At 66.4% G+C, this 23,466-nt stretch carries 20 protein-coding genes, 1 tRNA gene and 1 other RNA gene; 11 read left to right on the top strand and 11 right to left on the bottom strand.

Annotation, left to right across the window (positions count from 1 at the left end; genetic code table 11):
* The first annotated feature begins 125 nt into the window (after positions 1-125).
* Together K7G81_RS10685 and K7G81_RS10680 are read left to right on the top strand one after the other, a co-directional pair.
* Complete coding sequence (locus K7G81_RS10685) at positions 126-1,910, top strand: sensor histidine kinase (RefSeq protein WP_223030784.1); 1,785 nt, start codon at positions 126-128, stop codon at positions 1,908-1,910.
* Positions 1,907-3,274 carry a sigma-54-dependent transcriptional regulator gene (locus K7G81_RS10680; RefSeq protein ID WP_223030783.1) on the top strand — a complete coding sequence of 456 codons (1,368 nt, stop codon included), beginning with the start codon at positions 1,907-1,909 and terminating at the stop codon, positions 3,272-3,274. Before K7G81_RS10685 ends, K7G81_RS10680 begins: the two co-directional genes overlap by 4 nt.
* 144 nt (positions 3,275-3,418) lie before the next feature.
* Here the strand turns inward: K7G81_RS10680 and K7G81_RS10675 are convergent.
* Positions 3,419-3,493: transfer RNA gene (locus K7G81_RS10675), tRNA-Gln, on the bottom strand.
* A gap of 53 nt (positions 3,494-3,546) precedes the next feature.
* Positions 3,547-4,659 carry a branched-chain amino acid aminotransferase gene (locus K7G81_RS10670; protein WP_223031035.1) on the bottom strand — a complete coding sequence of 371 codons (1,113 nt, stop codon included), beginning with the start codon at positions 4,657-4,659 and terminating at the stop codon, positions 3,547-3,549.
* A gap of 69 nt (positions 4,660-4,728) precedes the next feature.
* Between K7G81_RS10670 and K7G81_RS10665 the strand changes: the two genes are divergently transcribed.
* Positions 4,729-5,214 (top strand): MarR family transcriptional regulator, encoded by a 486-nt coding sequence (locus K7G81_RS10665; protein ID WP_223030782.1) that lies wholly within the window; start codon positions 4,729-4,731, stop codon positions 5,212-5,214.
* Positions 5,215-5,265: 51 nt separating this feature from the next.
* Here the strand turns inward: K7G81_RS10665 and K7G81_RS10660 are convergent, their stop codons facing one another.
* Positions 5,266-6,456, bottom strand: a complete 1,191-nt coding sequence (locus K7G81_RS10660) for a phosphoglycerate kinase (protein WP_223030781.1) — start codon at positions 6,454-6,456, stop codon at positions 5,266-5,268.
* A gap of 122 nt (positions 6,457-6,578) precedes the next feature.
* The gene (gap, locus tag K7G81_RS10655) at positions 6,579-7,589 is read right to left on the bottom strand and encodes a type I glyceraldehyde-3-phosphate dehydrogenase (RefSeq protein ID WP_223030780.1); all 1,011 of its coding nucleotides are present in this window, start codon (positions 7,587-7,589) and stop codon (positions 6,579-6,581) included.
* 154 nt (positions 7,590-7,743) lie between these two features.
* Between gap and K7G81_RS10650 the strand changes: the two genes are divergently transcribed.
* The 5 genes from K7G81_RS10650 (at position 7,744) to K7G81_RS10635 (ending at position 9,167) form a co-directional block, all read left to right on the top strand.
* Entirely contained in the window at positions 7,744-7,929 is a 186-nt protein-coding gene (locus tag K7G81_RS10650) for a hypothetical protein (protein ID WP_223030779.1), read from the top strand.
* Positions 7,929-8,237, top strand: coding sequence for a cell division protein ZapA (locus tag K7G81_RS10645; RefSeq protein WP_223030778.1), 309 nt, complete (start codon positions 7,929-7,931; stop codon positions 8,235-8,237). Before K7G81_RS10650 ends, K7G81_RS10645 begins: the two co-directional genes overlap by 1 nt.
* A gap of 12 nt (positions 8,238-8,249) precedes the next feature.
* A non-coding RNA gene (gene ssrS / locus K7G81_RS18110) (6S RNA) lies at positions 8,250-8,405 on the top strand.
* Positions 8,392-8,967, top strand: a complete 576-nt coding sequence (locus tag K7G81_RS10640) for a 5-formyltetrahydrofolate cyclo-ligase (protein WP_223030777.1) — start codon at positions 8,392-8,394, stop codon at positions 8,965-8,967. Before ssrS ends, K7G81_RS10640 begins: the two co-directional genes overlap by 14 nt.
* Positions 8,964-9,167 carry a DUF2842 domain-containing protein gene (locus tag K7G81_RS10635; RefSeq protein WP_223030776.1) on the top strand — a complete coding sequence of 68 codons (204 nt, stop codon included), beginning with the start codon at positions 8,964-8,966 and terminating at the stop codon, positions 9,165-9,167. The genes K7G81_RS10640 and K7G81_RS10635 overlap by 4 nt, the downstream gene beginning before the upstream one ends.
* Before the next feature lie 6 nt (positions 9,168-9,173).
* Here the strand turns inward: K7G81_RS10635 and paoC are convergent, their stop codons facing one another.
* The 4 genes from paoC to K7G81_RS10615 are packed head-to-tail and all read right to left on the bottom strand — an operon-like array spanning position 9,174 to position 14,029.
* Positions 9,174-11,366 carry an aldehyde oxidoreductase molybdenum-binding subunit PaoC gene (paoC, locus tag K7G81_RS10630; protein WP_223030775.1) on the bottom strand — a complete coding sequence of 731 codons (2,193 nt, stop codon included), beginning with the start codon at positions 11,364-11,366 and terminating at the stop codon, positions 9,174-9,176.
* Positions 11,367-11,369: 3 nt separating this feature from the next.
* Positions 11,370-12,320 carry an FAD binding domain-containing protein gene (locus K7G81_RS10625; RefSeq protein ID WP_223030774.1) on the bottom strand — a complete coding sequence of 317 codons (951 nt, stop codon included), beginning with the start codon at positions 12,318-12,320 and terminating at the stop codon, positions 11,370-11,372.
* Positions 12,317-12,949 (bottom strand): aldehyde dehydrogenase iron-sulfur subunit PaoA, encoded by a 633-nt coding sequence (gene paoA, locus K7G81_RS10620; protein ID WP_223030773.1) that lies wholly within the window; start codon positions 12,947-12,949, stop codon positions 12,317-12,319. Before paoA ends, K7G81_RS10625 begins: the two co-directional genes overlap by 4 nt.
* Positions 12,950-13,009: 60 nt before the next feature.
* Positions 13,010-14,029, bottom strand: a complete 1,020-nt coding sequence (locus K7G81_RS10615) for a LacI family DNA-binding transcriptional regulator (protein WP_223030772.1) — start codon at positions 14,027-14,029, stop codon at positions 13,010-13,012.
* 160 nt (positions 14,030-14,189) lie between these two features.
* On the opposite strand from K7G81_RS10615, the gene K7G81_RS10610 reads away from it, so the two are divergent.
* From K7G81_RS10610 to K7G81_RS10600, 3 genes are read left to right on the top strand one after another with little or no spacing between them, the layout of a single operon-like run.
* Positions 14,190-16,016 (top strand): alpha-amylase family glycosyl hydrolase, encoded by a 1,827-nt coding sequence (locus K7G81_RS10610; protein WP_223030771.1) that lies wholly within the window; start codon positions 14,190-14,192, stop codon positions 16,014-16,016.
* A gap of 24 nt (positions 16,017-16,040) precedes the next feature.
* Positions 16,041-17,627 (top strand): alpha-amylase family glycosyl hydrolase, encoded by a 1,587-nt coding sequence (locus K7G81_RS10605; RefSeq protein ID WP_223031034.1) that lies wholly within the window; start codon positions 16,041-16,043, stop codon positions 17,625-17,627.
* A gap of 13 nt (positions 17,628-17,640) precedes the next feature.
* Positions 17,641-19,128 (top strand): MFS transporter, encoded by a 1,488-nt coding sequence (locus tag K7G81_RS10600; protein WP_223030770.1) that lies wholly within the window; start codon positions 17,641-17,643, stop codon positions 19,126-19,128.
* 7 nt (positions 19,129-19,135) lie between these two features.
* Here the strand turns inward: K7G81_RS10600 and K7G81_RS10595 are convergent, their stop codons facing one another.
* From K7G81_RS10595 to K7G81_RS10585, 3 genes are all read right to left on the bottom strand, one after another.
* On the bottom strand, positions 19,136-19,486 hold the full coding sequence (locus K7G81_RS10595; protein WP_369412086.1) for a response regulator: 351 nt from the start codon (positions 19,484-19,486) through the stop codon (positions 19,136-19,138).
* Entirely contained in the window at positions 19,483-21,822 is a 2,340-nt protein-coding gene (locus K7G81_RS10590) for a PAS domain-containing protein (protein WP_223030769.1), read from the bottom strand. Before K7G81_RS10590 ends, K7G81_RS10595 begins: the two co-directional genes overlap by 4 nt.
* A 70-nt stretch (positions 21,823-21,892) precedes the next feature.
* A complete protein-coding gene (locus K7G81_RS10585) occupies positions 21,893-23,401 on the bottom strand; it encodes a tryptophan halogenase family protein (RefSeq protein ID WP_223030768.1) in 1,509 nt (502 codons plus the stop codon).
* Positions 23,402-23,466: the final 65 nt, after the last annotated feature.

Below are 23,466 nucleotides of genomic sequence, written 5' to 3'. Positions count from 1 at the left end.
TAAATAATTGATATAGTTACATATTGATTGAGATAAGTTTCGAATTTGTGCGAAATACCGCACATAATGGATCGATTTAATGCGGATTTTCATACATAATGAAAATCGGCAACGGGGAGGGGAAATTGACGCGGCGACTCGGCTGGATCCTGGGCTGCATTCTGTTGATCGGCATATTGGCGACCTTGGCGGCGGGGATAATCGCCGGACGACGAGCCCTGGCTGAGCTGGATCGCAGCGCCGCGGCATCGGCCACGCTCCACAATGCGGTGTTTCGCAGCGAGCTGGAGAAATTCCGGCTGGTCCCCACCGCACTGGCCAGTGACCCCGAGGCGGTTGCAGCCTTGCGGGGCGATGCATCGGCGATCACCTCGTTCGATCGCCGGCTCGAACAATTGAGCGGCAGCATCCGCGCTGCCGCGATCTACCTGATCGATAGCCGGGGGCGCACCGTCGCGGCGAGCAACTGGACGCTGCCGACCAGTTTCGTCGGCTCCAATTACGGCTTTCGTGACTATTTCCGCCGCGCGCTGGCCGATGGTAGCTTCGAGCAGTTCGCGCTCGGTACGGTAAGCCGGGAGCCGGGGCTGTATCTGGCGCGGCGCGTCTCCGCGAACGGCGTGCGTGGCGTGATCGTCGTCAAGGTCGAGTTTACCGCGCTCGAAGCCGAATGGGCGCAATCGACCGAGCCCGCATTCGTCACCGATGCGCGCGGCATCGTGCTCGTTACCAGCGTACCGGGCTGGCGCTTCCTGACCGACGGCGATCTGTCGCCGACGGAGCGAACGACGATCCGCCGCAATCTCGATTTCGGCAATGCGCCACTGACGCCGCTGCCGATTGCGGCGCACCGCAGCCGCCATGCCGCGATGGTCGATGTGACGATCAGTGGGGGGCGACCGCAGACTTATCTTGAAAACGAGGTCCCTACCGCGATCCACGGCTGGACGCTGCACGTGTTGACGCCCGTCGGGACGGTCGTCTCGAACGCCGCTACCAGTGCCCGGCTGGCGACGGCAATGGCGCTGGCGTTATTGATGCTCGGCGTCTGGCTCATCGTCCGCCGGCAGCAACGGATTCGGGCCCGCGAAGCCGCGGCGATCGCGGCGCAGGCCACGCTCGAACGCGAGGTCGACGCCCGCACACGCGACCTGCGCGAGGCCAATCAGCGGCTGCAGGTGGAGATGCACGATCGCCTCGCCAGCGAAGCGAGGCTGCAGGAAGCGCGCGACCAACTGGTCCAGGCCAACAAACTCGCATCGCTCGGTCAGATTGCCGCCGGGGTCGCGCACGAGATCAACCAGCCGGTCGCGGCGATCAGCAGCTACGCCCACAGCGGCCGCCAGTATCTCGATCTTTCGCGCACCGCCGACGCCGCCGACAGTTTCGAATCGATCGCAGCGATGACCGATCGGATCGGCTCGATCACCGGCGAATTGCGCAACTTTGCCCGCAAGGCGACCGGCGCGCTGGGTGAGGTGCGGCTCGACGACGCGATCGACGGCGCACTGCTGCTGCTGCGCGACCGCATCGCCCGCGAGGCCGTGGCGATCGAGCGCCCGCCCGGCGGCGATCTACTGGTTCGCGCCGAACGCATCCGGCTCGAGCAAGTGCTGGTAAACCTGCTGGGCAATGCGCTCGACGCGTTGGAGGACACGCCAGAGCCGGTCATCTCGCTGGCCGTGGCGGCGAGCAGCGACATCGTGGACCTCGATATCGCCAACAACGGCCCGATGCTTCCCGATGCGATCGCAGGGTCGCTGTTCCAGCCGTTCAACAGCTCGAAGGAAGACGGACTTGGCCTTGGCCTCGTCATCTCGCGCGATATCATGACGGATTTCGGCGGCACGCTGACCCATGTGCCGGCCGATCACGGCGTCGTCTTCCGCGTGCGGTTGATGCGGGCATGACGACGGATCAGCCCGCTTGCCGAACCGTGGCGTTCGTCGACGACGATGCCGACATGCGCCGTGCCAACGCCAGGAGCCTGGAGCTTGCTGGTCACGACGTCCGCCTTTTCGAGGGCGCGGCGGCGGCGCTCAAGGCGATCGGGCCCGATTTTCCCGGCGTCGTCGTCAGCGACCTCAGAATGCCGGGAATGGACGGCATGCAGTTGTTCCGCACACTGCGTGAGGCCGATCCCGACCTTCCGGTGATCCTCATCACGGGGCACGGCGATGTCGCGACCGCGGTCGCGGCGATTCGCGAGGGCGCCTATGATTTCATCACCAAGCCGTATCAGCCCGACGTGCTGCTGCGCGTGATTGTGCGGGGGCTGGAACAGCGTCGGTTGACGCTCGAGAACCGCCGCCTGCGACGCGATGCCGAACGTGCCGCTGAAAGCTCGGTGCTGATCGGGCAATCACCGGCGATCGAACAATTGCGGCGCACGATCGACCAGCTCGGCGACGCCGAGGTTGATATCCTGATCGAAGGCGAGACGGGGACCGGCAAGACGCTCGTCGCCAGCCTGCTCCACCGCTCGAGCCGACGTCGCGGCCGGCCGATGGCGACGGTCGACTGCGGCGCGCTACCCGTCGCCGTGATCGACAGCGAACTGTTCGGCCACGTCGCCGGCGCCTTTCCCGGCGCGCAGCACAGCCGCACCGGTCGCATCGAGGCTGCCGGGCTGGGCACGTTGTTTCTGGACGGCATCGATGCGCTGCCGCTTGTCGTCCAGCCCAAACTGCTCCGCGCGATCGAGGATCGCGTCATCACCCCGCTCGGCGCCAACGACGTGCGCCCGATCGACGTCAGAATAATCGCTGCGAGCACCGGCAGGATCGAGGAAATGGCGAGGAGCGGCACCTTCCTCCCCCGTCTGCTCTATCGCCTCAACAGCATCGTGCTGCGCCTGCCGCCGCTGCGCGAGCGCCGCGAAGATATTCCGCTGCTGTTCGACAATTTCCTCCGGGACATGGCGCGGCGCCACAAACGCGATGTGCCGCCGATCACCGAACATCACCGCGACATGTTCCAGCACCACGGCTGGTTCGGAAATGTGCGCGAACTGATGCACTATGCCGAGCGAACGGTGCTGGGGCTTGAGCGCCCCGCCACGCCCGCTACACCTGGCTCACTTTCGCTGGCCGACCGGGTCGCCCGCTTCGAAGCCGAGGAAATCCGTCGTGTGCTGGCCGAGCACGACGGAAAAGTCACCGCAGCGGTTGCGGCGGCGCGGATGCCGCGCAAAACATTCTACGACAAGATGCGGCGCTACAATATCGATCCGGCCAAATGGCGAACGCCGGAGGCAGGTCGACGAGATCGATGATACGCAAGGGTTATCGGCAACGCATCCGGGGCAACACCAACTAGCTGCCCACAAACCCCATCCTTGCCTTGCGACGCCTTGATGACATCGGCTGCACGCCGAAACTTGGCGGTCCGCGATATACCTCAGTCGCGAAGACTCGATTGGCTGGGGCGGCAGGATTCGAACCTGCGAATGGCGGCACCAAAAGCCGCTGCCTTACCACTTGGCGACGCCCCAACGGAGCGGGTCGCTCTAGGCGAGCCCGCGTGCCATGAAAAGACCCTTTCGCCTCAATCGAGCCGGTCGAGCCAGCCGTGGACGTCTTCCGCCGTGCCGCGCTGGATGCCGGTCAACGCGGCATGGAGGCGCTGCGTCAGCGGACCCGGCCGGCCGTCGCCGATCTGGAAACCGCCGGCCTTCATCTTCATGCCGGCGATCGGCGTCACCACCGCGGCGGTGCCGCAGGCGAAAGCCTCGACCAACCGGCCGCTTTCGGCATCCTTGCGCGCCTGATCGATCGCATAGGGCTCCTCGCGCGCGGTGATGCCGAGATCGGCGGCAATCGTCAGCAGCGAATCGCGGGTGATGCCGGGCAGGATCGTGCCGGTCAGCGGCGGCGTGGCAATAGAACCGTCTGCAAACACGAAGAAGATGTTCATGCCGCCGAGTTCCTCGATCCAGCGGCGCTCCGCCGCGTCGAGGAACAGCACCTGATCGCACCCCTGGCGAATCGCCTCGGCCTGGGCGACGAGGCTAGTCGCGTAATTGCCGCCGCACTTGGCCGCGCCGGTGCCGCCGGGCGCCGCGCGGGTATAATCCTCCGATACCCACAGCGTAACCGCGGGCGCGCCGCTCTTGAAATAGCCGCCCACCGAAGAAGCGATCACCGCATAGAGATATTCGGCCGAAGGCTTGACGCCGAGGAACACCTCGGTCGCGAACATGAACGGGCGCAGATAGAGCGCGCCGCCATCGATCGCCGGGATCCAGTCGCGTTCACGGCGGACGATCGTGCGGATCGACGAGAGGAAGATATCCTCGGGCAGCTCGGCCATCGCCATGCGCCGCGCCGAGGACTGGAAACGGCGTGCGTTCATTTCCGGCCGGAACAGCGCGGTGCCGCCATCGGCAAGGCGATAGGCCTTGAGCCCTTCGAAAATCTCCTGCGCATAATGGAGCACCGAAGTCGCGCTATCCATCGTCAGCGGCGCGCGCGGCTCGATGCGGGCATCGTGCCAGCCCTTGCCGGCGGCATAACGCACGGTCGCCATGTGATCGGTGAAGACGCGCCCGAAACCGGGGTTTTCGAGCAGCCGCGCGCGTTCGTTGGCGTCGACCGGCGCGGGATGCGTGGTTTCGGCGAAAGCCAGCGAAGCGGCCGGCGCAAGCGTGTCGTCGATCATCGTCATGGGGCATGCCTTGCCATCTTTGGGGCTTGATGGCCAGTAAGGTTCCCGGCAAACTCGGTCAACATGGCTGCCACAACCCCCGCTTCCCCCCTGTTCCTGCGCGAGCCCGAGATTCGCCGCGGAGTCGAATTGCTCTATTTCGGCTATAGCCACATGACGCGCTCGATCGACGAAGGGCTGGCGAACATGGGGCTCGGCCGCGCGCATCATCGCGCGCTCTATTTCATCGCGCGCCAGCCCGATCTGACGGTGAGCCAGTTGCTCGAACATCTGGCGATCACCAAGCAGTCGCTGGGCCGTGTGCTCAACGAACTGGCCGATCGCGGACTGGTCGAATCGCGCCCCGGCGAGCGCGATCGGCGGCAGCGCCTGCTGCGGCTGACCGAAGAGGGCAGCAAGCTGGAAGGGCAATTGTTCGACGCGTTGCGCGAGAAGGTCGCGGCTGCCTATGCCCGCGCCGGGCACACCGCCGTCGGCGGATTCTGGGCCGTGCTCGAAGGCTTCATCCCCGAAGACGAGCGCGCCCGCGTCGAGGCATTGCGCTTCTGACTACAGCCACGCCTACCGATTGACGCAGCCCGCCGCTCCGGCAGGCTGAACTCAGCGCGTCAGCGCCGCGACGCCGGGCAGTTCCTTGCCTTCCATCCATTCGAGGAACGCGCCGCCCGCCGTCGAGACGAAGGTGAAATCGTCCGCTACACCGGCCTGGTTGAGCGCGGCGACCGTATCGCCGCCGCCGGCGACCGAGATCAGCGAGCCTTCCTTGGTCAACGCGGCCGCCGTTCTGGCGAGACTGACGGTGGCGGCATCGAACGGCGGCGTCTCGAACGCACCGAGCGGCCCGTTCCACACCAGCGTTTTGCAGGTCTTGAGCACGTCGGCGAGCGCCTCGGTCGCGGCGGGGCCGATGTCGAGGATCATCTCGTCGGCCGCGACCTCATGGACGTTGACGGTGCGCGTCTCGGGATTGGCCTTGAATTCCTTCGCGACGACGACGTCATACGGCAGGTGGACGGTGCAGCCGGCGGCATCGGCAGCGTCGAGGATCGCCTCGGCAGTGCCGGCGAGGTCGTGCTCGCACAGGGATTTGCCGACATTCACCCCGCGCGCGGCGAGGAAGGTGTTGGCCATGCCGCCGCCGATAATGAGGTGATCGACCTTGCCGACGAGATGCTTGAGCACATCGAGCTTGGTCGACACCTTGGCGCCCCCCACCACCGCGGCAACGGGATGCCGTGGCGTGCCGAGCGCTTTCTCGAGCGCGTCGAGCTCCGCTTCCATCGCCCGGCCGGCAAAGGCCGGCAGCGCGTGCGCGATGCCCTCGGTCGAGGCGTGCGCGCGGTGCGCAGCCGAAAAGGCGTCGTTGACGTAGAGATCGCCCAGCGCCGCGAGCCGCGTCACCATCTCGGGATCGTTCTTCTCCTCGCCAGCGAAGAAGCGCGTATTCTCGATCACCGCGATATCGCCGTTCCTGAGCGTCGCGACCGCCTCCTCGGCGCCGTCCCAATCGATGAAGCGCACCGGCCGGCCGAGCACCTGACTGTACGGCTTGGTCACCATCGCCAGCGACATATCGGGCCTGCGCTCGCCCTTGGGGCGGCCGAAATGCGCGAGAACCAGGACGATCGCGCCCTTGTCCGCGAGCTCCGTGACGGTGGGGATCGTGGCGCGCAGGCGGGTGTCGTCGGTCACCTCGCCATCGGCCATCGGCACGTTCAGATCCTCACGGACGAGCACCCGCCTGCCCGCGACATCGCCGATATCGTCCAGCGTCTTGAATGCCTTGGCCATCGTTCCAAATCCCTCACATGTCTTTCGTCAGTCTCGCCGGAGCGGGCGCCCTCTCCTGCCGTCGCGACATGTCGAACGGGTAAGGAGATCGGCGGCCCGCTTGTGCGGCGCACGACGCCCGATCAGATCAGCTTGGCCATCGCGCGGGCGGTATCGACCATGCGGTTCGAGAAACCCCACTCGTTGTCGTACCACGACAGCACGCGGACCAGCTTGCCGTCGATCACCGAGGTCTCCAGGCTGTCGACGGTCGACGAAGCCGGCGTGTGCATCAGGTCGATCGAGACCAAAGGCTCATCGGTATAATCGAGCACGCCGACCAGCGGCCCCTCCTCGCTGGCCTTTTTGAGGATCGCGTTGACCTCTTCGATCGACGTATCGCGCTTCGGCGTGAAGGTGAGGTCGATCAGGCTGACATCGGGGGTCGGCACCCGGATCGCCGAACCGTCGAGCTTGCCCTTCAGCTCGGGCAGCACCTCGCCCACCGCGCGCGCGGCACCGGTGGTGGTCGGGATCATCGACATCGCGGCGGCGCGCGCGCGGCGCAGATCCTTGTGGATCTGATCGAGGATCTTCTGATCGTTGGTGTAGCTGTGGATCGTCGTCATCAAGCCGCGCTCGATGCCGATCGAATCGTTCAGCACCTTGGCGACCGGCGCCAGGCAGTTGGTGGTGCACGAGGCATTGGAAACGATCGTGTCTTCCGCCTTCAGCTTGTCGTCGTTGACGCCGTAGACGACGGTGAGATCGACATTCTTGCCCGGCGCCGAGATCAGCACCTTCTTGGCACCGGCATCGATATGCTTCTGGCAGCTCGCGCGATCGGTGAAGAAACCGGTGCATTCGAGCACCAGTTCGACGCCCAGTTCCTTGTGCGGAAGATTGGCGGGATCACGTTCGGCGGTGACGCGGATGTGCTTGCCGTCGACGACGAGATCCTGGCCCTCGGCCTTCACCGTGCCGGGATATTTGCCGTGGATCGAATCGCGCTCGAACAGCCAGGCGTTCGATTTGGCATCGGCAAGATCGTTGATCGCGACGAGATCGAGATCGCCATTGCCGTTTTCCAGAATTGCGCGAGCGACGAGCCGCCCGATCCGTCCGAAGCCGTTGATCGCAACCTTCACGCTCATCGCCAAAACCTCCATTGTTCGCATATTGCCGCCGCGGCGAGCGGCGCGGGTGACTCGATGGTTCGCGCGGTCTTTGCGGTGACCCGTGCCGCGCGTCAACCGGGCCTCAGGTAATCATTCTTGCGGCAACGCCAAGCCGTGCTATCCCAATTGGATGGCAGAAGGTGATCCGAACGAGATCGACCGGATCGAGCGGGCACTGACGCGGATCGAACGCGCAGTGACCGCCAACCGGCAGGCGAACGAGGCGCTGGCCCGACGTCACGCCGCGCTCAAATCGCGCATGGCCGAAGCGCTGACCGCGCTCGACGAGGTGATCGCGCGCGAAGGAGGCGCGTGATGGCGGAAGTGACGCTGACGATTGGTGGCCGCCACCATCAGGTATTGTGTCGCGACGGCGAGGAAGCGCAGGTCGAGCGGCTTGGCCGCATGCTGGAAGAGCGCTGGGCGGATGCCGATCGCGCCGCGGGCGGGCTGAGCGCCGAGCGCGCGATGATGTTCGTCGCCTTGATGCTTGCCGATGACCTCGATGAAGCGCGGCGCAACCCGGCAGCGGCGGCGGACGCAGCGCCCGCGCTGCCGCCCGGCCTCGCCGATCGGCTCGAAGCGATCGCCGCGGCGCTTGAGCAAAGCGCGTCGGGTTCCTAGATTGGCCGGCGGTGGGCACTGCCCGATACGAGCTGATAGATTATCCCTGAGGCTATTCAACATCCACGGGAGCTGTCCCTGCCCGGGCCCTGGCCCGACGTATACGGCGCCCACCTGACGTTCTGGGCGTCAGTGGATATTCAGGCAAACGGTCATGGCGGTCCCACCACCCTCGCCCGGCGCTGACAAGCGCACGCTACGCCGCCGGTTGCGCGATGCACGCGACGCTTTCGTCGCGGGCGATCCGCCGGCGATCGAAGCGCCGGCGCCGTTCCTCGCGCTGTTGCGTCCCGGCCTGACGATCGCGGGGTATCGCCCGCTGGGCAGCGAGGCCGATCCCGCGCGCCTCGTCCAGGCCGCGCTCGATCATGGCTGCACGCTGGCCTTGCCGCACGTTGTTGATCGCGACGGCGCCTTGCGTTTCCTCGTCTGGCATCCCGATCATGCGCTGCATCCCGGCCCGTTCGGGCTGGAGCAGCCGCATGACGAGAGCGACGAGGTTCGCCCCGACATCATCCTGGCGCCGCTGGTCGGCTACGATCATGCGCTGCACCGGCTCGGCCAGGGCGCCGGCCATTACGATCGCGCTTTCGCGGCGCTGCCCGATGCGCGCCGGATCGGCGTCGCCTGGTCGGTGCAGCATGTCGATCCGCTGCCCGCCGACCCATGGGACGTCCCGCTCCACGCCGTCATCACCGAACAGGGCTGGATTGAAAGGACCGAACCATGACGCCGAACTGGCGCAAACCGGTCGGCATGCTGCTGATCCTCGCGATCATCACGATCTGGGCGGTGCTGGTCGCCAGCCTGTCGGGCATCGTCGGAGGCTGGCCCTGGCCGGCGCAGCTGGTCTTTTACGTCGTCGCCGGGCTCATCTGGATCACGCCGCTCAAACCGCTGCTGCGCTGGATGGAAAGCGGTAACGCCTGAGGCGGTTCACGCCACCGGCAAGCGATCGAGATATTTGTCGAGCGTGATCGGATAATCGCGCACGCGCACGCCGGTGGCGTTGTAGATCGCGTTGGCGACCGCCGCCGCGATGCCGCAAATGCCGAGCTCGCCGACACCTTTCGCCTTCATCGGCGACGATATCGGGTCCGCGCCGTCGAGGAAGATCACCTCCTGGTGCGGAATGTCGGCATGGACCATCACCTCATATTGGGCGAGATCGTGGTTGGCGAAGAAGCCGAAGCGCTTGTCGACCACCAGCTCCTCGGTCAGCGCCGCGCCCGCGCCCATCGTCATCGCGCCGATCACCTGGCTGCGCGCCGAGACGGGATTGAGGATACGCCCGGCATCGCACACCGCGAGCATGCGGCGGATGCGCGCCTCGCCGGTAAAGGCGTTGACGCCGACCTCGACGAAATGCGCACCGAAGGTCGATTGCTGATATCGCTTGTCGAGATCGCCGAACTCGATCGTGTCCTCGCCGATCAGATCGCCGGCGTCGGCGAGCCCTGCGAGCGGCACCTTGCGATTGCCGACCGCGACATGGCCATCGGCGAACTCGGCCGCCGCGGGGTCTAGCCCGGCCTTGGCCGCGATCGCCTCGCGCAGCTTGACGCAAGCGGCATAAACGCCCGCGGTCGAGCAATTCGCGCCAAACTGGCCACCTGATCCGGCCGAGACGGGGAATGCCGAATCGCCCAGCCTCACGTCGACCTGATCGAGCGGCAGGCCGAGCATCTCGGCCGCGGTCTGCGCGATGATCGTGTAGCTGCCGGTGCCGATGTCGGTCATGTCGGTCTCGACGATCGCCCGCCCGGCGCGATCGAGCCGCACCCGCGCGCCCGAATCGAGCACGATATTGTTGCGGAACGCCCCCGCCATGCCCAGCCCCGTCAGCCACTGGCCGTCACGCACCGCGCCGGGCCGGGCGTTACGGCGGCTCCAGCCGAATTTGGCGGCGCCGGTGCGCAGACACTCGACGAAATGGCGCTGCGAAAACGGCCGCTCGGGCTTCATCGGATCGACCTGGGTATCATTGATCGCGCGAAACTCGACCGGGTCCATGCCCAGCTTCTCGGCCATCTCGTCCATCGCGATTTCGAGCGCCATCAGCCCCGCCGCCTCGCCCGGCGCGCGCATCGCATTGCCCTCTGGCAGGTCGAGCGTCGCCAGCCGCTCGGCGATCGAGCGATTGGCGCCGGCGTAGAACAGCTTGCTCTGCGATGTCGCACCTTCGGGATCGCCGCCGGGCAGGTTGCCCGACCATGCCTCGTGCGCGGTGGCGGTGATCTTGCCATCCTTCGTCGCGCCGATGCGGATGCGCTGGATCGTCGCCGGGCGGTGGGTGGTGTTGTTGAAAATCTCCGGCCGCGCCAGCGCAATCTTGACCGGCCGTTTTGCCGCGCGGCTGCCGAGCGCCGCGAGGATCGCTTCGGCGCGAACGAACAATTTGCCGCCGAAACCGCCGCCGATATAAGGCGACACCAGCCGCACCTTCTCTTTGGGTATGCCCAGCGTCTTGGCGACGTCGCCGCGCCCCCAATCGATCATCTGGTTCGATGTGTAGAGGATAAGCTCGTCGCCATCCCACACCGCCGTCGACGCCATCGGCTCCATCATCGCATGGGACTGATCGGGCGTGGTGTAGGTCTCGTCCAGCGTGACTGGTGCGGCCGCATAAGCCGTGGCGAAATCGCCGTGCTGCACGTCGGCATTGCCCTTGGGCATCGTCGCCGAGGCCTTGGCCTGGGCGAGATCATATTGCCCCTCGGCGCGGGCATAATCGACGCGGATCAGCCGCGCCGCCGCGCGGGCCTGCTCGAACGTATCGGCGACGACGATGGCGACCGCCTGGTGATAATGCTCGATCTCCGGCCCGCCGAGCAGCTTGGCAGTGTTGAACCGGCCGACCGCGATCGGCCCCGAATTCTTGTAGGTCACGATCGCGCGCACGCCGGGCGCCGCCTCGGCCTCGCTGGTGTCGATCGAGCGGATCGTGCCCTTGGCGATCGCCGCGCCGAGCATATAGCCATAGGCCGGATCGGCGTTCACATCGTGCCGTTCATAGGCATAAGGCGCGGTGCCGGTGGTCTTGTACTTGCCGTCGATCCGCGGCGTCGGGCGGCCGACGACCGTCATCCGGTCGATCGGGTTCGTGGTGGCGGGGGTGTCGAACTTCATGGCTCAGGCCCTCGCTTGCGCCAACACCGCATCGAGCGTGCGCTCGGCAAGCGGCAGCTTGAAACGGTTCTCGCGCGTGGGGTTGGCATCGGCAAAGGCTTGTGCGGTGACCGCCTTCGCGCCTTGCGACATGCCGGCTTCCGCCGCTTCGACCCGCCACGGCTTCGGCGCGACCCCGCCGAACGCGACGCGCCCGCTGCCGTCCTTCTGCACGATCGCGGCAACCGAGACGAGCGCGAAGGCGTAAGACGCCCGATCGCGCACCTTGTGATAGAAATGCGCACCGCCGACCGGTTTGGGCAGCGTGACCGCGGTGATCAGCTCGCCCGGATCGAGCGCGGTCTCGACGTCGGGCGTGTCGCCGGGCAGGCGATGGAAGTCGGCGATCGGAATCGTGCGCGTCTCGCCGTCGGGCTTCACTGTCTCCACCCCGGCATCAAGCACGCGCATCGCCACCGCCATGTCGCCGGGATAGGTGGCGATACACGCCTCCGACCCGCCGATCACCGCCAGCGAGCGGCTGAAGCCCTGGATCGCGGCGCACCCCGAACCCGGCTTGCGCTTGTTGCACGGCATGTTGGGATCGTAGAAATAGGGGCACCGCGTGCGCTGCATCAGGTTGCCGCCGGTGGTCGCCTTGTTGCGCAACTGCCCCGAGGCACCGGCGACGATCGCGCGGGTCAACACGCCGTAATCGCGCCGCACGCGCCGGTCGGCGGCGAGATCGGTGTTGCGGACCAGCGCACCGATCCGCAAGCCGCCCTCATCGGTTTCCTCGATCGTGTCGAGCTTGAGGCCGTTGACGTCGATCAGGTGCGCGGGCGCCTCGATCTCGAGCTTCATCAGGTCGAGCAGATTGGTGCCGCCGGCGATGAACTTGGCGCCCGGCGTCGCCGCGGCGGCCTTGGCAGCGGCGGCGGGCGAGGCAGCGCGTTCGTAGGTGAACGGCCTCATGCCTTTTCTCCCGCCACTTCGGTAATCGCCTCGACGATGTTCGAATAGGCGCCGCAGCGGCAGATGTTGCCGCTCATCCGCTCGCGCAGCTCGTCGTTGGTCAACCGTGCCTTGGCGGTGAGGTCCTGGGTGACGTGGCTCGGCACGTCGTCGGCGATCTCGCCGAGCGTGGCGACGGCGGAGCAGATCTGCCCCGGCGTGCAATAGCCGCACTGATAGCCGTCATGCTTGACGAACGCCGCCTGCATCGGATGCAGCTTGTCGGGCGTGCCCAGTCCCTCGATCGTCGTCACCTCGTCGCCGTCGTGCATCACCGCAAGACTGAGGCAGGAATTGATCCGCCGCCCGTCGACGATCACCGTGCACGCGCCGCACTGGCCGTGATCGCAGCCCTTCTTGGTGCCGGTGAGCTGGAGGTGCTCGCGCAGCGCATCGAGCAGCGTGGTACGCGTATCGAGCGTCAGATCATGGCGCTCGCCATTGACCGTCAGCGATACGTGCCCGGTGGCAGGCTCGGCCGGCGCCGGCGCGGCCTGCGCCGCGCGCGGCATGGTGGTAACAGCTGCCGTTGCAGCACTGCCGGCAAGAACGCCGCGTCGTGACATATCGAAGATTCCCGATCGCTCCATGCGAAGCTCCCTTTCATCAGGAACGCCCAACATAAGGCGGTCGATCCGTCGGGCAACGTCTCAGCCCGATTTTCTTACCACAAGGTGCGGGGGCAGCAGCATCGTGTCGGTCGATTTGCCGGCGATGCGCGCGATCAGCGTATCGACCAGCACCTCGCCGGCACGGCGATAATCCTGGGCGACGGTGGTAAGCGGCGGGTGGCTGAGGCTCGCCGCCGGAATGTCGTCGAAACCGATCAGCGCAACGTCGTCCGGCACCCGCAGGCCGGCCTCTTCCAGCGCGTGCAGCGCGCCGATCGCGATCATGTCGGATGCGGCGAAGATCGCGTCGAAGGCGATGTCGCGTCCCAGCAGCCGCCGCGTCGCCTCATAACCCGATTCCTCGGCCGACAGCGCATCGGCTTGCAGGCCGGGATCGACCGCGAGGCCGGCGTCACGCAGCACACCGCACAGGCCACGATAGCGATCGCGGAATTCGGGATAATGGCCAGAGGCATCGCCGAGGAAGGCGATATGGCGGCGCCCCTGGTCGACCAGCCGCCGCCCCGCCGCCGTGCCGCCCGCGATATTGTCGCAGCCAATCGTCGCCCCACCGCTATCGGGTTCGACCGAGCCCCAGCGGACGAAATGCGTCCCTTGCGAGCGCAATTGCTCCAGTCGCGAGCGATACAGTTCGTAATCGCCATAGCCCAGCAGGATGATGCCGTCGGCCTTGCGCGCATCCTCGTAATCCATATGCCAATCGCCCGACAGCCGCTGGAACGAGGTGAGCAGGTCGTAACCGCGCGCGGCGCAGGTGCGCAGGATCGATTCGAGCATCGACAGGAAGAACGGATTGATCGCCGAGCCGTCGGGCGCGGTATCCTCGAAGAACAGCAGCGCGATCGTGTTGCTCTGGCCGCGGCGCAGCGCCGAGGCATTGCGATCGACGGTATAATTGAGCTGCCGCGCGATCGCCTCGATCCGCATCCGCGTCGCCGGATTGACCGAACGATCACCACGCAACGCGCGCGACACGGTGGGCTGTGAAACCCCGGCCAATGCGGCGATGTCGAACGACGTTGGCTTTTCGGCCGACATGTCCTCTCCTTCAGCGTCTGTCTTAATCCCAACCGCGCGGCGAAGGAAAGCGGGGCCGCAAAAGTGCTTGAATACGTATGTCGGGGGCTTGGCTTCCGGGCGGCGCAAATCCAGACAAGGCGCGAAAGAGCGGCTCATATCGGCCGCACAGGGAGGGGATATGATGAGGCGCACATGGCTCGCCGCCGCGCTCGCGGCCACGATCGCGATGCCTGCCGCCGCCGCGCCCGATGCGGCGCCAGCCACCGTCACCGCGCGCCTGCCGCAGGACGAGGTGATCTATTTCCTGCTGCCTGATCGCTTCGCCAACGGCGATCCGTCGAACGACAAAGGCGGCCTGACCGGCGGCCGCCTCGTCACCGGCTTCGATCCTGCCGATAAGGCCTTCTATCACGGCGGCGACCTGAAAGGGCTGACCGAAAAGCTGCCGTACATCCAGGCGCTCGGCGCGACCGCGATCTGGGTGGGGCCGATCTTCAAGAACAAACCCGTGCAGGGGCCGCCGGGGCACGAATCAGCCGGCTATCACGGCTATTGGATCACCGATTTCACGCGCGTCGATCCGCATTTCGGCACCAATGCCGATTTCAAGACGCTGGTCGATGCCGCGCACGCACGCGGCATGAAGGTCTATATGGATATCGTGGTGAACCACACCGCGGACGTGATCCAGTATCGCGATTGCCCCGAGAGCGGGTGCGCCTATCGCAGCATCGCTGACTATCCTTATCAACGCCAGGGTGGCGTCCACGGCAAGCCGATCAATCCCGGTTTCGCCGGCGATCAGGTGATGACCGCGGACAATTTCGCCAAGCTCACCGATCCGAATTACGCCTATCAGGTCGTCATCCCCAAGGCCGAGGCGCATGAGAAGGTGCCCGACTGGCTCAACGATCCGATCTATTACCACAATCGCGGCAACTCGACCTTCAAGGGCGAGAGTTCGACGATGGGCGATTTCGCCGGGCTCGACGATCTGATGACCGAGAACCCGCGTGTCGTGCAGGGCTTCATCGACATCTTCGGCAAGTGGATCGACGATTTCCGCATCGACGGCTTCCGCATCGATACCGAGCAGCACGTCAATTCGGCCTTCTGGCGCCGCTTCGTCCCCGCGATGCTGGCGCGCGCCAAGGCTGACGGCATCCCGCATTTCCACATTTTCGGCGAAGTAGCGACCGGCGACATGGACCCGGCGCACCTCGCCGAGCACACCCGCACCGACGGCATTCCCGCGGTGCTCGATTTCGCCTTTGCCCGTGCGGTGAACGACGTCGTCGAGGGCAAGGCGGGGACCGAGGAGCTGGCCCGCCTGTTCGCCGCCGATCCGCTCTACGCGGGCGGGGCGGACGCGGCGATGACGCTACCGACCTTCCTCGGCAACCACGATTTCGGCCGGGTCGGCATGTTCCTGCGCACCGCGCTGCCCAAGGCCTCGCCTGACGAGATTCTCAAGCGCGACCTGCTCGCCCACGCCATGCTGCTCACGCTGCGCGGCGTGCCGACGATCTATTCGGGTGACGAGCAGGGCTTTGCCGGCGCGGGCGGCGATCAGGATGCGCGGCAGGATATGTTCGCCAGCAAGGTAGCGAGCTATAACGCGGACAGCCTGATCGGCAGCAACGCCACCACCGCAATCGACAATTTCGACGAGGACCAGCCGCTGTTCCGCGAAATCGCCATGCTGGCAAAGCTGCGCACATCGCACCCCGCGCTGACTCGCGGGCGCCAGATCGTCCGCTACGCCGGCGACGCGCCCGGCCTGTTTGCCGTCTCGCGCTTCGATCCGGATACCGGCGCGGAATATCTGATCGCTTTCAACACCGCCGCCACACCGCTCGACGCTAATGTGCTGATCGAGACCGGCTCGACCGCGTTCGACACGCTCGCCGGCAACGGCTGCGCGGCAACCGCGACCGCGCCCGGCAGCCTGCATCTCTCCCTCGCGCCGTTCGGCTATGCCGTGTGCGCCGCAAAGGCTCATTGAGTGAACGACCAATCCCCCCAGCCGATGACGCGAGCCGCCGAATGGTGGCGCGGTGCCGCGATCTACCAGATTTACCCGCGCAGCTTCGCCGATTCGAACGGCGACGGCATCGGCGACTTGCCCGGAATCACCCAGCATCTCGATTATGTCGCCAGCCTCAGCGTCGACGCGATCTGGCTGTCGCCCTTCTTCACCTCGCCGATGGCCGATTTCGGCTATGACGTGGCCGACTATCGCGATGTCGATCGGATCTTCGGCACGCTCGCCGATTTCGATGCGCTGGTGGAGCGCGCACATGCCCTCGACCTGAAGGTCATCATCGATCAGGTGTGGTCGCACAGCTCGGACCAGCATCCCTGGTTCGCCGACAGCCGCTCATCGCGCGACGGCGCGCACGCCGATTGGTACGTCTGGGCCGATGCCAAGCCCGATGGTAGCCCGCCGTCCAACTGGCAGTCGGTGTTCGGCGGCCCGGCCTGGACGTGGGACGCGCGGCGCGGCCAATATTATCTCCACAATTTCCTGAAGCAGCAGCCGCAGCTCAACGTCCGCAATCCGGCGGTGCAGGACGAGCTGCTCGATACCGCGCGCTTCTGGCTGGACCGCGGCGTCGACGGCTTTCGGCTCGACGCGATCAACTTCGCGATGCACGATCCCGCGCTGACCGATAATCCGCCCGCGCCCGACGACGGCAGCCCGCGCACGCGCCCGTTCGATTTCCAGCTCCACCGCTACAACCAGAGCCATGCCGACATCCTGCCGTTCCTGGAGCGTGTCCGCGCGCTGATGGACGACTATGGCGCGCGCTTCACCGTCGCCGAGGTCGGCGGCGCCGAGGCCGAGCGCGAGATGAAATTGTTCACGCTGCCCGGCCGCCGGCTCGACAGCGCCTATGGCTTCGATTTCCTTTATGCCGACCGCCTGACCGCAAATGTGGTGCGCAGCGCGATGGCGAAATGGCCGACTACGCCGGATACCGGCTGGCCGAGCTGGGCGTTCGAGAACCACGATGCGCCCCGCGCCGTTTCGCGCTGGGCGCCGCCCGAAGCGCACGACGCCTTCGCGCGGATGAAGCTGCTGCTGCTCGCCACGCTGCGCGGCAACATCATCCTCTACAATGGCGAGGAGCTCGGCCTCGGCCAGGTCGATATCCCGTTCGAGGCACTGCAGGATCCCGAAGCGATCGCCAACTGGCCGCTCACCCTGTCGCGCGACGGCGCGCGGACGCCGATGCCGTGGCGGCGGGACGAGGCCGGCCACGGCTTTACCAACGGCACGCCCTGGCTGCCGTTCGGTGACGACAATATCGGCCGCGCGATCGACGTGCAGGAGGGCGATCCCCGCTCACTGCTCCACTGGACGCGGGCGATGCTCGATCTGCGCAACCGGCATCCGGCGCTGCGCGGCGGCGCGCTGATTCCGGTCGAAACCCCGCACGAACTTCTTGCCTTCGAGCGTGTCGAAGGCGACGAACGGCTGTTATGCGCCTTCAACCTCGGCGGCGACACGATCGAGTGGACGCCGGCGGGCTGGACGCCGATCGTCTCGACCGGCAGCATCGACGGCGGCACGATCGGCGCATGGTCCGGCATGATCGCGCGTCGCGGCTGATGGGGAGAGGGGCATGACGGCGAGGCGACCGACACGCGGTTTTGCCGGGTTGTGGAACATCTCGTTCGGCTTCTTCGGCATTCAGATCGGCTTCGCGCTGCAGAATGCCAATGCCAGCCGCATCTTCCAGTCGCTCGGCACTCCGATCGATCACCTCGCCCTGATGTGGATCGCCGCGCCGCTCACCGGCCTGCTCGTGCAGCCGCTGGTCGGCCATTACAGCGATCGCACGTGGGGCCGGCTCGGCCGCCGCCGGCCCTATTTCCTCGCCGGCGCGATCCTCTCGACGATCGCCTTGTTCGTCATGCCCAATGCGCCGGCGATCTGGGTCGCGGCGATCACACTGTGGCTGCTCGACGCCTCGCTCAACATCTCGATGGAGCCGTTCCGCGCGTTCGTCGGCGACATGCTCGATACGCGCCAGCGCCCCGCCGGCTATGGCTTCCAGACCGCGTTCATCGGCGCCGGCGCCGTCGTCGCCAGCGTCGCGCCCTGGGCAATGCAGCATTGGTTCGGCGTCGCCAACGTCGCCCCGCCGGGGGAGACGCCGGATACGGTGCGCTACGGCTTCTATTTCGGCGGCGCGATGCTGCTCGCGGCCGTGCTGTGGACGGTGCTGACGACGCGCGAATTCTCGCCGGCCGAGATGGCAGCGTTCGGCGAAACCACCGAGACCGCCGACCACGAGATCGTCGCGCCGACGACCGGCTGGCGCTGGATCGCCGGCGGCCTGGCGCTGGCGGCGCTGATCTTCATCGCCGAACAATCGGGCTGGCTGGCATCGGCCAACGAAGCCTATTTTGTCGCCGCCGGCGGATGCGCTTACGGCATTGCCCAGCTTGCCGCGCGCACGATGATCGCGGGGGGCCGGCGCGATGGCGCCCTGGTCCAGATCGTCAGCGATCTCGCCACCATGCCGGAGACGATGCGGCGTCTCGCGCTCGTCCAGTTCTTCACCTGGGGCGCGCTGATCATCATGTGGGTTTATACCACCCCGGTCGTCGCCGAACGCGCCTGGCATACCACCGACGCCGCTTCGGCGGCGTACAACGATGCCGGCAATTGGGTGGGCATCCTGTTCGCAATCTATTCGGGCGTCGCCGCCGTCGCCGCAATGGCGCTGCCGCGTGTCGCTCGCATGATCGGCGCCGGGCGCACTCATCTCGCCTGCCTGGCGATCGGGTCGGCGTCGTTCGCCGGGCTGTTCGTCATCCGCGACGCCAATGTGCTGATCGTACCGATGATCGGGATCGGCATCGCCTGGGCGTCGATCCTGTCGATGCCCTATGTGATGCTCGCCAACGCGCTGCCGCAGGCCAAGCTCGGCGTCTATATGGGCATATTCAACTTCTTCATCGTGCTGCCGCAGTTGATCGTGGCGACGCTGATGGGGGCGATCATCAAGCAATATTTCCCCGGCGACCCCGCCTGGACGATGCTGATCGCTGCCGCGGTGATGGCGATCGCGGCGCTGGCGATGCTGCGCCTGCGCGCCGATTGATCGCGCTTCAGTCCCCGCCGAGGGCGCGGGCCAGGGCATCGGCAATCTGGCCGATCTGATAGGGCTTTTGCAGCACGATCCGCGTGTCCTGCTCACCCAGCCCCTGCCGGCCATAGCCGGTGGCGAAGATATAGGGCCGCCCGATCTCATCGAGCGCCGCCGCCACGGTATCGCTACGCTCGCCACCAAGATTGACGTCGAGCACGGCGAGATCGAACTGCCCCTCGGCGACCTGTTCGAGCGCGCCGCGGACGGTCGACACCGGTCCCACCACGCAATGGCCGAGCTCGATCAGATAATCCTCGAGCAGCATCGCGACGATCGGCTCGTCCTCGACGACCAGCACGCGTATCGTCACGAGGCACTCCCGGCCGGCAGCGGTGCATCGACGGTGCAGATCAACCCGGCCGGCGCGAAATCGATCGTCACCGTTCCCGACAATTCGGCGGCAAGCCCGCGTTCGATCATGCGCGAGCCGAAGCCGCGCCGCGATGGCGGCGAAACCGATGGCCCGCCGGTTTCGCGCCATTCGAGGCGCAGCCGCTCGTCGTCGGTCGACCAGCGGATGGCGACCGTGCCACTGTCGTTGGACAAGGCGCCGTATTTCATCGCGTTGGTGCCGAGCTCGTGCAGCGCCATGGCGAGCGACACTGCCGTCTTGGGCGCCAGCGACAGGTCTGGCCCGTCGATCGCGATCCGCTGCTGTTGCGGCACCGCCGCGAGCGCATCGGCGACCACCTGGCGCAGCGACGCCGCTTCCCAATTCTGCTCGGTAAGCAGATTGTGCGCCGCCGACAGCGCGGCCAGCCGGCTTTCGAACCCGGCGCGCGCAACCAAGGGATCGACGCCGGCGCGGAACGATTGGTGCGCGATCGACTGGATGATCGCCAGCGTGTTCTTGACGCGATGGTTGAGCTCGTTGATCAGCAGCCGCTGCCGCCGTTCCCATTGCTTGCGCTGGGTGATGTCGAACGACACGCCGACGAAACGACGGCCCTTGCCCGGCCCCGCGGGCTCGATGCGATTGCCGTGGCTCTGCAGCCAATGCTCTTCGCCGTTATCGGCGCGGCGGATGCGATATTCGGCGTGGAACGGCTCTCCCTCGGCAAAACAGCGCTGAAGCGCCGCATTGACGGCCTCGACGTCCTCGGGATGAATTCGGGCCAGCCACTCGTCGACGCCCGCCGCGTCGCCGGGCGGGCGCGGCAAGCCCAGCAACGCGAAGCGCGTTCCCGACCAGCGCCCGGTCATGGTCTCGAGATCAAGATCCCAGGTCGCCATGCCCGCGCCCTCCGTGGCGAGCCGCAGGCTTTCCTCGTTGTTGCGCAGCACGTCCTCGGCGGCCTTGCGCTCGGTGATCTCCTGGCTGATGCCGATCACGCCGGTCACCTGGCCCCGACTATCGATGACCGGCTGGCCGAAAGTGACGATCCAGCCTATGCTGCCGTCGCGCTGGCGCATCGGATATTCGATGCGATACGATTCACCGGTTTCCAACGCGCGCTCGCCGGCGGCAACCACCGCATCGCGCGCCTCTTCGAGCACGAGCGCCGCGATATCGCCGCTGCTCGGCTGGTAGTCAGGCGGAATGCCGAGCTTTTCCGCGGCGAGCGGCGAAAAGCGGATGCGGTCGGTCCTGGCATCCCAATACCAGTCGGTGAAGCCGCCCGCGACCAGCGCGAGGCGCAGCCGCTCCTCGCTTTGAAGACGCGCCTGCTGCGCCCGTGCGCTCTCGACCGAGGCCCATACGCGCTCGGCGACATCGCGCAGGAAGCTCAGTTCGGCATCGCTCCAGCGCCTCGGCTGGCGATCATGGGCGAACAGCGTCGCCACCAGTTCGCCGTCCTTGACCAGCGGCAGCACCACCTGCGCGCCGATCTGCATCGTTCGATAGGTTTCGATATTGTCGTGCGTTCGCGGGTCGCTGTCGGCATCGTCGATCACGACGTCTTGGCCGGCGGCGAGCGCCGCCATCAGCGGCTCGGCATATTCGGCGATGCGATGCCGGCCGGCGATCGGCGCCATGCCATCGGCCAACCAGTCGGTCTCGACCGACAATGCGCCATCATGCGCTTCGGCATAGCCGACCCGCGACAGGCCGAGATGCTCGCCCAGCACGCGAGCAGCAGCCATGACGATGCTGCGCGGCTCGGCAAGCGGGCGGATTGCGTCGGAAAGCTGCTGCAGCGCCACGATACGGCGCCGTTCCTCGACCCCGGCCGTGGTTTCGACGACAATCGCGAAAACCCCCGTCGGCACGCCATTCTCGTCGACGAGCGGCGAATAATCGAGATCGATCCAGGTGCGCGCCGGTTCGCCGTCGCGATCGAGTTCGAACGGTTGGTCGGTGAAGGTGAGTTGCTCGCCAGCCAGGGTGCGCTTGACGACCCGGTCGTTGAAATCGGCGGCCTCAGGCCACGCCTCGCGGATCGGCATGCCGAGCACGTCCGGGTGCCGACGCCCCGCAAACGCGGCGTAACCATCGTTATACAGCAGGATGCCCTCCCGGCCCCATAGCAGCGCCATCGGCACAACCGACCGCAGGGCGAGCGCCAGCGCATGAGTCAGCGCCGGCGGCCATTGCTCGATCGGGCCCAGCGGCGTCGCCGACCAGTCACGATCGGCGATCATCCGGGCAACCGTGCTGCCCGAAGCGAGGAATGCAGGAAACGGCCGGCCGGCGTGAACGTCCATCGAACTCATCTCGCGGGGGACGTCGAGGGCTGGCGCCCGCCCGATCGAATGTCAAGCGACGGCAATCCCGCTAATTGGCTGGCGGCGCTGCGCAATGAGCGGCGATGAACGCCGCATGGCCCTGCATCCGGCCGGCCTCGCGGCGGTAGAGGAGTTCGAGCGTCTCCATATATTCGGCGAGGTCGCGTTCGGCGATCTGGTCGGCGAGCGGATGATGGCTCTCCGGCAAGATCCCCTGCCCCGCCAGCACCTGCAGCCAGCCGACCTCGGTAAACAATTCCTCGTGCTCGCGGGTAATCGCGCCCACCGTGCGGAACAGATCGATCTTGTGGGCGAGCGTCTCGGGCAATGTCATCGACTGGCATGCCTGCCAGAATGGCTCGGATCGGCGATTTGCCCAATAATGCAGGATAAGGAAATCGCGAATTCGCTCGATCTCGAAATCGGTCTGGCGGTTATATTCGTCGCGCTCGGCATTGTGGATGATGCGAGCGGGAAAGAGCTTGAGGAGCCGCGAGATCGCCGACTGGACCAGATGGATGCTGGTCGATTCGAGCGGTTCCAGAAACCCTGACGATAGTCCGATCGCGACGACGTTGCGATTCCACGCCTTGCGTCGTCGCCCCGTGGTAAAGCGCAGCGGGCGCGGATCGGCTTGGGGCTCGCCGTCGAGATTGGCCAGCAAGGCCGCGGCGGCTTCATCGTCGCTCCACATGCTGCTGCAATAGACGATGCCGTTGCCGGTGCGATGCTGCAGCGGGATGCGCCATTGCCAGCCGGCACCGTGGGCGATCGCGCGGGTGTAGGGCAATGGATCGGCCTGACGCGCGCTGGGCACCGCGAGCGCGCGATCGCACGGCAGCCAGTGCGTCCAGCTCTCGTAGCCGGTTTCCAGTGCCTGCTCGATCAGCACACCCCGAAACCCAGAGCAATCGATGAACAGGTCGCCCGCAACCGTCTCGCCAGACACAAGCGTCAGCGCCGTGACGTCTCCATTCTCGCCGTCGCGTACGACATCGGCGATGCGTCCCTCGATCCGCTCGACGCCGCGCAATTCCGCGAACTTGCGCAGATAGGCCGCGAACAACGACGCATCGAAGTGGAAGGCATAAGGCATCGGCGGGATCGACTTGGCGGTGATCGGCCCGCCGCGGTGCATCTTGCCGGCGCGCGCGGCGATCTCGTTGAGCGAATAGGCGTCGAGCGGCCTGGCGACGCCGAGCGCGCGGGCTCGCGCCCAATAATGCTGGAACGGGATCAGCCCGACATCGCGGCCCACGCCGCCGAACGCGTGCATGTAGCTGTGCTCCGGCTCGCGCCAGCCGGTAAATTCGATGCCGAGCTTGAAGGTCGCCTGCGTAGCGCGGATGAAGGCATCCTCGTCGAGCCCAAGCGCTTCGAGATAGAGCCGGAGTTGCGGAATCGTCGCCTCGCCGACGCCGACCGTGCCGATCTCTTCGGATTCGATCAGCCGGATCCGGAAGCCATTCTCCAGAAAACGCGCGAGCGCCGCCGCCGTCATCCAGCCGGCGGTACCGCCGCCGGCAATGACGATCGTGGTCGGCGGCTGATCGGTCATCGCTTCGACTCCTCCTGCCTATTCCTCCGTTCGTGCTGAGCGTGTCGAAGCACGATCACGCGGCG

The sequence above is a fragment of the Hephaestia mangrovi genome (genome assembly GCF_019880555.1).
Taxonomy (GTDB): Bacteria; Pseudomonadota; Alphaproteobacteria; order Sphingomonadales; family Sphingomonadaceae; genus Sphingomonas; species Sphingomonas mangrovi.
The sequence above is the reverse complement of the archived record's forward strand: the minus strand, read 5'-3'. Positions and strand labels throughout refer to the sequence as shown.